Origin of the sequence: Pseudomonas protegens, from assembly GCF_003732485.1 — a bacterium.
In the GTDB taxonomy this organism is placed as follows: Bacteria; Pseudomonadota; Gammaproteobacteria; order Pseudomonadales; family Pseudomonadaceae; genus Aquipseudomonas; species Aquipseudomonas protegens_B.
In genome coordinates this window covers 5492-14288 of record NZ_MOAK01000092.1, presented here as the reverse complement: position 1 = coordinate 14288, position 8797 = coordinate 5492, and the positions used below count along the sequence as shown (strand labels likewise).

At 51.2% G+C, this 8797-nt stretch carries 7 protein-coding genes; 2 read left to right on the top strand and 5 right to left on the bottom strand.

From position 1 onward, the window contains the following. From BLX41_RS33965 to BLX41_RS32495, 5 genes are all read right to left on the bottom strand, one after another. On the bottom strand, positions 1-1366 hold a 1366-nt coding region (locus BLX41_RS33965), incomplete at its 3' end, for a hypothetical protein (protein WP_221179233.1). 671 nt (positions 1367-2037) lie between these two features. Then, positions 2038-2442, bottom strand: coding sequence for a DUF2251 domain-containing protein (locus BLX41_RS32510; protein ID WP_123728170.1), 405 nt, complete (start codon positions 2440-2442; stop codon positions 2038-2040). A 428-nt stretch (positions 2443-2870) separates the two neighbouring features. Continuing rightward, on the bottom strand, positions 2871-3311 hold the full coding sequence (locus BLX41_RS32505) for a carboxymuconolactone decarboxylase family protein (protein ID WP_123728169.1): 441 nt from the start codon (positions 3309-3311) through the stop codon (positions 2871-2873). A gap of 179 nt (positions 3312-3490) precedes the next feature. Beyond that, positions 3491-6694: an efflux RND transporter permease subunit gene (locus BLX41_RS32500; RefSeq protein WP_123728168.1), complete on the bottom strand. Its 3204-nt coding sequence runs from the start codon at positions 6692-6694 to the stop codon at positions 3491-3493. A gap of 21 nt (positions 6695-6715) precedes the next feature. After that, a complete protein-coding gene (locus tag BLX41_RS32495; RefSeq protein WP_123728167.1) occupies positions 6716-7915 on the bottom strand; it encodes an efflux RND transporter periplasmic adaptor subunit in 1200 nt (399 codons plus the stop codon). 258 nt (positions 7916-8173) lie between these two features. Between BLX41_RS32495 and BLX41_RS33455 the strand changes: the two genes are divergently transcribed. Together BLX41_RS33455 and BLX41_RS36980 are read left to right on the top strand one after the other, a co-directional pair. Next, a complete protein-coding gene (locus BLX41_RS33455) occupies positions 8174-8371 on the top strand; it encodes a co-regulatory protein PtrA N-terminal domain-containing protein (RefSeq protein WP_148059802.1) in 198 nt (65 codons plus the stop codon). 223 nt (positions 8372-8594) lie between these two features. Beyond that, on the top strand, positions 8595-8797 hold a 203-nt coding region (locus tag BLX41_RS36980), incomplete at its 3' end, for a GntR family transcriptional regulator (RefSeq protein ID WP_259745492.1).

Below are 8797 nucleotides of genomic sequence, written 5' to 3'. Positions count from 1 at the left end.
AGCAGAATAGATAGAACGATTTAGCATCTGACGCATCTAGATCTGCCGGGCTCTTACCAGCTACCAGGATCGACCAAAGAGTAAGCTTTTCAAACGCACGAAGATTCAGATAGTTCGGCTCCCTTTGAACAAATAAACAAAACAATGACGCTCCAGCCGAGCAAATCTCCTTACTACCTGCCGGATTAAATGAGGTCAAAAAGTAAGTTATTACTTTTTCAGGCAATTGCGCCGTGACTCCTTCTTTTACGAGATATAAAGGGACTGCCGTAGCAGAGGTATCATGGTTGACGTTATTAGACTCTTGGTAGAGCCGTTCAATAGTAGAAAAAGCCTCCTGTTTATTAACGACTTTATTTCTGTATTTTTTGCTTCTTTCAAAACTGCTCTGGAGTTGACCCTCCGGCTTACGACACCGTGCGCAACCCTCATTGAAAGCTCTTAAAAGTTTCGTGGGAAGCACACCATTTACATAAAGTTTTGGAAGATAAGCGGTCGGGTAATTTTTTGCTCGCCGATGAAACAATGGTTGCATTTCATCAGGCGTAGGGTAGGGCAACAGTTGAGAAATCTGCCTCCAGCGAAAAAAATACTCCATATAATGTTCAGGGATTCTCCCGGAAATCGATCCCTTGCCTGTGTTGACTTTGAATCTTCCATTGGTTCTGTCCGAAAAATCAAAGCAATCGAAAGAGAGAGAGTTAAGGCAATCCCTCAAGGGTATTTTGAGATAAAACGAGGTGGCGAACATAAACAAGCCAAGCTCTAGCCGCTTCTTTCCTTTCGTTATTTCTTTCAGCACATCCAGGTATTCGCAGCAGAACGACTCTGCATCAGTGCAACTGCATGAATTCACATGAGGAGTTTCGGGTCGACTAGGAGGACAAAGGACAAGACCGATGGCCTCAGAGTTAAAAACAAAAAATCGATTAATAACGCGCCTGACCCCATGCGACCGTAAGGGGGAGTGAAATGGACGCCATTCTGGGTTGGCTTTTAGAAGGCCAAATTCTTTTACAAATCTGTGGTTGCTCTTTGATATCCATGACTCAGGAGGGGCATTGCAGAAGTTCAAAAAATCCTGCACATCGTTATTATTAAGTTCCTCCAACGGCTTCGTTTTAACAATGAAGCTCCAAAGCAAAAACTTTTCTAAAACTGATTGATTCCAGCGCGCCTGAGCGGGCGTAGCCCTGGCAGCGAGCGCATAATCAGCCATCAACGCATAGCTTTCCTGAGCACGCAAAGCCGACGAAAGACTTTGGAGGTAAACACGCACTAGCTCTTTTTCTGCACAAGACCGTTCGCTGGCGTCCTCGGCAGGCGAGTCAGGCTGCGTCAGCAGTCCATGAAAACTCAGAACCATAATATGCATCCCAAATGCAGGCCGGCAGTTGCGAAGGCTAACAGCCTTGAGCCTTAAAGATCTCAGCATCTGAATTTATACAGCAGGTGCTATGAAAGCAAACATCTGGGCGGCATCAGCGAGCAGGCGAATTTTTGTCCGATTAACTTTCGTCAATCGCCCAGAGTACGGGAGCAGCTTGGATATTCGCGCGAAAATAAGTTCATTGAGAACAAGGATTTGCGCTGGGGCCGGTATGTCTGAGTTCCATTTTCCAATTTACTTTCGCCACGCGGCGCACCAGGGAGAGATTTGGTCGCAGGCGGCGGGCACCAAAAATCAGGGGCTACAGAGCGGTTTTTTCCAATTTAGTACTAACAGAAAAGGCGTAGCCGGGTTGAGATAGTACCTCAGTTGTGCGATCTAACTGGTTGGCGTGGAATGTTTTCCGAATAAGTCGTCCACGTTTCCGATTAATCAGTGGGGGTCACATTGAATGCGAAAGATGCTTAACGGCGTGAGCGAGCAGCAGACTAATGCCGGCATAATACTTAATTTAACATAATATACATTATGCGCATTTATCTAATACGCCACCAAGGTCAGTGCAGGCCAGATTTGAAGCTCCGACCTGCAGGTTTGCACTGGCTTGGCTCGTGAGGAAAAACAGCCTGGCTACCCAGGCCTTTTCATCAGGCAAACAGCTCCAATGCAGCCTCGTCCCACTGATGACCGGCCTCGGACCAGCCTTTGCCTATCTGGGGTGGAAATCCGGATCGGCAATATCCCTGCTGAGCGTCGAAATCAAAAACCGCGTGCGGATAATCATTGATCAGCAACACTGCCTTGCGGTGATCGGTGGACCAGCCAACTTTCACAACGGATGGCTTTTCACGGTCCGAAACGTCCGTGACGTTGTAGATATGCAGTGCGTCCTGAATCGGGTTGTCGCCGCTGGCGGTATCCAGGGCATAGAAATAGCCGGTGTGTTCATCGTCCTCAAAAACCACGACGCAGGTTCCTGACTCTGCGGGTGCTTCCAGCACTAAGGCGCTCCCGACCTTGAGTTGACTGTCAGCGGCTAGATAAATGGGCATGTGTGGCGGTCCTTGTCCTGGCAACTATTGAAGTGGGCGGATGATGACAACACCCGAGCAGCACGGCAATCTCCCGGTTGATTGGGTAACCGAATAGACTCTCTACATCCCCTCTTGCTTTGCACTTTATAGGTTTTACTTATAACTAAACTAAACATCTATTTAGTTGAGTTATAAGTAACTGGCCTTCAAGCAATTTTTGCCTTGTTCCAGTAACTCTTTTGGAAATCTCTTTGCTCACGTAGCTCTGTGTGGAGGCTACCTTTCTTGTAGTGAGGCTTCGGCTAAAGGGCTTTGACTTGGCGAGGACTGGTAAAATCAGTCATGCGGAGTATTCTCCTGAGGAACATATGTACATGTGCCCTTAGTGATGCAATGTGTCATTGGATGTGTGCCATCTCCAAGTAGAGTAGTCCTCCCCTGCCCCACTAGGTATTGGGCTTTTGGCGAAAGCTTACTGCGAGCCGATTCCAACTGTTGATTGAGTTAATTGCCATGGTCAGGTCAACCATTTCTACCTCGGTGAACTCAGAGCACAACTGTTCGTAAACATCGTCAGGTACGCCACTGCCAGTCATCTGTGTGAGTGCGTCCGTCCATGCAAGGGCGGATCTTTCTCGGGCAGTGAAGAAGTCGCTGTTGCGCCATACGGAAATTGAATACAGGCGGCGTTCGGACTCGCCCAGGCGACGCGCGTCGATCGAGTGCATATCCGTACAGAACGCGCAGTTGTTCAATTGTGAGGCGCGAATCTTGATCAAGTGCAGCAGAGTTTCATCAATGCTCAAGTTACTGGTCATAGCTTCAAGAGTCATCATCGCCCTCATTGCCTTGGGTGACGCTGTGTAGTAATCCAGTCGAAATTCCATCAGTCGGCTCCATCTCGGTTGTGTTACGAATGTAGGATGTCCTGCCAGGGCAGACCACCGCCAATACTTAAAGAAATAGCAGGGCCATTGACCTGCAGAGCTTCACCTTCACGTCGCCCAAGTCCCGGTAGTGTTTTTTGCGAGAGCGACTTGTTCGGTATCTGCCTTTACCCAATTGCTCAAGCCTCCTCGGTGAGCGGATGAGGAATAGCGTTGTTGGCGATGTTGCTTGGCGACACTTGGGGCAGGCGCAAGAGACGCACCGACAGATTACGCAGCAGCACATAGAACACTGGAGTCAAAAACAGGCCAAAGAACGTCACACCAATCATCCCCGAGAATACGGCGACCCCCATGGCTTGACGCACCTCAGAACCTGCACCACTGGAGGTAATTAGTGGTACAACGCCCGCAATAAAGGCGATCGAGGTCATCAGAATTGGACGCAGGCGAAGGCGCGCCGCTTCAACTGCGGCTTGGCGAATCGAGCGGCCTTGATGCTCCAGTTCGTGTGCGAACTCGACGATCAATATCGCGTTCTTGCAAGCCAGCCCCACGAGCACCACGAAGCTGATCTGGGTGAACAGGTTATTGTCTCCGCCGGTCAACCAGACTCCAGTGATTGCAGAAAGGATGCCCATGGGAACAATCAGCAGAACAGCGATTGGCAAGGTCAGACTTTCATATTGTGCAGCGAGCACGAAGAACACCAACAGCATCGACAGCGGCAAAATGATGAACAGCGTGTTGCCCGCAATCTTGTTCTGGTAGGTCAACTCTGTCCATTCGTAGCCTATGCCACGGGGTAGGGTTTCGGCGGCAATGCGTTCGACTGCCTCTAGCGCCTGGCCACTGCTGTATCCCGGAGCCGCTCCACCGCTGATGTCTGCCGAGGGGAAACCGTTGTAACGCGCCGCTTGATCTGGCCCGTAGGTCTGCGTCATTTTCAACACCGACGCCAACGGCACCATGTCACCCTTGTCGTTACGCGCCTTGAACAAGCCGACGTCTTCCGCATGCCCCCTAAACTCGGAGTCGGCTTGTACTTTAACCTGGAAGGTACGTCCGAACTTGTTGAAGTCATTGACGTAAATGGAGCCCAGGTATATTTGCAGTGTTTCGAATACCGACGGGATTGAAAGCCCCAACTGCTGAGCACGAGTACGGTCGACATCAGCGTACAGTTGAGGCACGTTCATTTGGAAGCTGGAGAACATTCCGGCGAGTTCAGGGGCTTGCTTGGCCTTGGCCATGAACGCTTGCAGCGCATCATTCAATGCCGGAGTGCCGAGTGCGGCACGATCCTGAAGCTGCAACTTGAAGCCGCCTACGTTCCCCATACCTGACACCGGTGGTGGTGAGAATACTGCGGTGTAAGCGCCTTTGATCTCCCCGAACCTGGCATTGAGCCGAGCAGCAATTTCGTTGCCCGTCATGCCTGGTCCTTTACGCTCGGCGAAGTCTTTGAGCAAGAAGAACGCAACACCGGAGTTAGGGCTGCTAACGAAGCCGTTGATGGACCAGCCTGCATAACCAGTGACCGCGTGCACGCCTTCCACCGCCAACGCTGTGGTAGTCATGTCGCGCAATACTGCTTCAGTACGATCCAAGGATGCAGCATCTGGCAGTTGAACTAAGCCCAGCAGGTATTGCTTGTCTTGTGGAGGGACAAAACCTGCCGGAACTTTGTTGAAAATCAACACGGCAGTTACGACCAGTACTGCATAAACCAGTAACGACAGTGATTTGCGCTTGAGAACACGTGAAACGCCCGTCCCATAGTTGTCAGAGGCTCGGCCGAACAACCGATTGAAGTGTTTGAAAAAAACACCGAAGATTTTGTCAAATGCTTTTTGAAACGCGTCCTTTGGCGCGTCGTGCTCCTTTAGCAACATCGCAGCCAAAGCAGGCGACAAGGTCAACGAGTTGAACGCGGAGATCACTGTCGAAATGGCAATGGTCAAGGCGAACTGTTTGAAGAACTGTCCACTAAGCCCACTGACGAACGCCAATGGCACGAAGACCGCACACAGGGTCAGCGCGATCGCGATGATCGGCCCCGACACTTCGCGCATGGCCTGATACGTCGCTTCACGGGCCGACAGGCCGAGACCAATGTTACGCTCGACATTTTCAACGACTACGATCGCATCATCGACCACTACCCCGATTGCCAAGACAAGCCCGAACAGGCTTAAGGCGTTGATCGAAAAACCCATCATCAACATGATGGCAAATGTACCAACCACCGATACGGGCACTGCCAGCAGTGGAATGATCGATGCACGCCATGTTTGGAGGAAAATAATGACCACCAAGACGACCAGCACGATAGCCTCAAGCAGTGTATGAATGACCGCATCAATCGAAGAGCGCACGAACTGCGTTGGGTCGTAGATAACCCGGTAGTCCACGCCTTCTGGCATGTCCTTTTTCAGTTCCGCCATGGTCTTGCGCACATTGTCAGAAATCTGCAGTGCATTGGAACTAGGCAGTTGGAAAATGAAGATGGCGTTAGCCTGTTTGTTGTCCACCAACGTGCGTAACGCATCCTCGCCGGCCGCCAGTTCTACACGGGCAATATCACGAAGACGTGTGACGCGACCGTCAGTTGAAGTGCGAACAATCACGTCCCGGAATTCTTCCTCGGTTGTCAAACGGCCACGAGCGTTCACCGAAATTTGATAGTCAACACCCGGAGCTGAAGGAGCTGCGCCGATCACACCTGCGGCTGCGTTGACATTCTGCTCACGCAGCGCCTGCACCACATCAATGGGTGCCAGGCTGCGAGCCGCCAACTTGCGCGGATCAAGCCAAATACGCATCGCGTAGTCGCCCGAGCCCCCAACCTGAACCTGTCCCACGCCTGGAATACGCGCGAGTTGGTCCTTGATGTTGATCAGGGAGTAGTTGCGAAGGTACTGCATGTCATAGCGTTGGTTTGGTGAATGCAAATGCACCACCATCGTGAGGTCAGGCGAGCTTTTGAGAGTGGTGACACCCAGGCGCTGCACCGCTTCGGGCAAACGAGGCAATGCCTGGTTTACGCGGTTCTGCACCATCTGCTGTGCGAGGTCAGGATTGGTGCCGAGCTTGAAGGTTACGGTCAGGGTTAGCTGTCCATCCGGCGTGGCTTGGGAATTCATGTACAGCATCCCTTCCACGCCGTTGATTTGCTCCTCCATAGGTGTTGCCACAGTTTCGGCGATTGTCTGTGGGTGCGCGCCAGGATACTGAGCTTTGACCACTACGGACGGTGGAGCTACATCCGGATACTCGGACAGGGGCAAATTGAAAACTGCAATCAGACCGGCAATGAAGACAATCGCTGAAAGCACTCCAGCGAAAATCGGCCGATCAATGAAAAAGCGCGAGATGTTCATGTAAGCCTTACTGACCGAAGATCAGGATCTTCCAGGTTGATTTTGGGCGCCGACTGCAACTGCGCTGACGACTGGCTGCGGCTCGACTAGATCGTTAGGGCGGATTTTTTGCAGCCCTTCTATGACAATGCGCTCACCTTTTGAGAGACCGGAACGTACTACACGCCAGCCATCAATTAATGGGCCTAGAGTTACCTCGCGGTAGACCACCTTGTTGTCCGAAGTGACTACAAACACGTACTTTTTGGATTGATCAGTGCCTACTGCCTGATCGCGTATGAGCGTCGTAGCCCGCGGGGCGGAATCACCGGTGCGAACGCGGGCGTACATTCCAGGTGTGAGCTCGCCGTTCGCGTTGTCGAACACCGCGCGCACCCTTAGCGTTCCGGACTGACGATCGAGTTGGTTGTCCAAGAATTTGATGCGCCCGCTATAAGGGAAATCGCTCTCATTCGCCACGCCCATGAATACCGGCAAGTTGTTGACTCCGGTGTTACCCTTCGCGCCGTTGCGAACGAAGCGAATATAGCTCGCTTCATCCAGCTCAAAGCTCACGTAGACCGGAGACACAGAAACGATGCTGGTGAGGACTGGAGCATCCTGACCACTACCTACCAGGTTACCAACGGTGAGCTCGGCACGAGAAACCCGGCCAGTTACTGGCGCAGTGATAGCCGTGTATTGCAGATTGAGCTGCGCGCTCACTACGTCTGCCTGTGTTGCGTTCAGGGCCGCTTGAGTTTCAAGCACTTCATTCGCGCGTTGATCGTGCTCGCGCTGAGAGATTGCCCGCTCGACAATTAATTTGCTCGAACGAGCCAGTTCAGTTTTGGCTAGAGCGAGGCGCACCTTGGCAATTTCGCGAGTCGCTTGGGCTTTAGCCAAAGCAGCTTGGTAAGGCCGTGGGTCGATTGTGAACAGCGTCGCCCCTTTGGTGACCATCTGCCCTTCCTGGAAATGCACAGCATCGATGGTGCCATTGACTCGCGGGCGAATCTGGACATGTTCAACCGCTTCTACCCGGCCAGAAAAGTCACTCCACTCGACAACCATTTTTTCAATGACTTGCGCAACGCTCACAGATGTCGCTGTGATTTCAGATTGGGCCGCTGGAGCGGCGACTGGACGTTGTATTTGGTAACTGCCCACGCCCAATATGATCAATACACTGACAGCGAGTGCAGTTTTGCTTTTTTTAGCCATTGGCTTTGAGTTCTTCATGTTGGGTCTCGCACATGGATGAATGCAACTGCTGAGCAGTGATAACTTCATCAGCCAGCCGCCACGGTAGATGCTTAGGCAGCGAAGCGAAACATCCAATTTTTTATAAAATCGATATACCGGCATCCTCCATCTTTTGAGCCAGAGTCGAGAATTGGTCATCTTGTTTTTTTGTACATTGGGCGTTCTCCAAGTGCAGGCTTTCAAATATCCTGAATATCAATTCACAAACAGTGGCACTACTCGGAAGACGCTCTCATGAAAGAGATTATTGTTGCATTCACTTTGTTTTTGTCCGCACTTAGTTCTTTGGCTTTCGCTGAAGGTGGTGCTGACAGACTTCAGGAAAAAAATGAAATCCTTGTTCAGGAAGCAAAGGCTGCACAAGCCGAAGCCAAAAGCGATACTCAAAAAACTACCAAGTCTGATGAAGAAGCGAACTCAGAAAGCAACTAATCGGCGATGACTGCATCGCCCTAAGTAGAAGTTAAGTAGCCCTCACGCCACGCGTAAGGGCCGCTTCATTCTTTTTCGATCATCCATTTTGGGTCGGTAAAAAACGCAAGCACCGAATTGGGCCAATACTGAAAAATAATGCTTTACCACGGCCTCACCGCTGGCCTTCAACACCTTCTAACGTCATGCTATTTTGAATAGCATCTACGAGGAGACTAGCGGTATGGAACTACATGTTGTCATCAATGGCCGTAAAGATCTCGCTGCTCAGTTGTATAAACAACTGCGTGAAGCGATCGAAAGCGGCCGATTGGCAGCAGGCATGCAACTGCCGCCAACTAGGCTACTCACAGAGCAGCTAGGCATTTCGCGGAAAACCATTTCCGACGTTTACGCACAAATGGCGTACGAGAATTTTCTGATAGC